The organism is Saccharothrix sp. ST-888, assembly GCF_000955975.1.
GTDB lineage: Bacteria > Actinomycetota > Actinomycetes > Streptomycetales > Streptomycetaceae > Kitasatospora.
On the sequence record NZ_JYJF01000832.1, the window covers coordinates 1 to 319 of the forward strand.

Annotated in this window: 1 protein-coding gene; it reads left to right on the forward strand. The window is 73.0% G+C overall.

The genetic code is table 11. The features are described from left to right. Positions 1-319: KR domain-containing protein (locus UK12_RS34740; RefSeq protein ID WP_045307216.1), on the forward strand; the 319-nt coding region annotated here is incomplete at both ends.

A 319-nucleotide genomic window follows, 5' to 3' on the forward strand; every position in this document is an offset into this window, starting at 1 on the left:
CGATGATCGGCCGGCATCTGGTGATGGAGTACGGCGCGCGCAGGCTGCTGCTGGGCTCGCGCCTGGGGACGCAGGCGGAAGGGGCCGCAGAAGTGGCCGACAGCCTGGGCGAGTTGGGTGCGGAGCCGGTCTTCGCGGCGTGGGGCGTCGCGGACCGCGGAGCGCTCGCCGCTCTCCTAACCGGGCTGGCGCACCCGCTCACCGCCGTCGTGCACACCGGCGGTGTGCTGGACGACGGCGTGATCTCCTCCCTCACCCCGGAGCGGATCGACACCGTCCTGCGGCCGAAGGTCGACGCCGCCTGGAACCTGCACGAGCT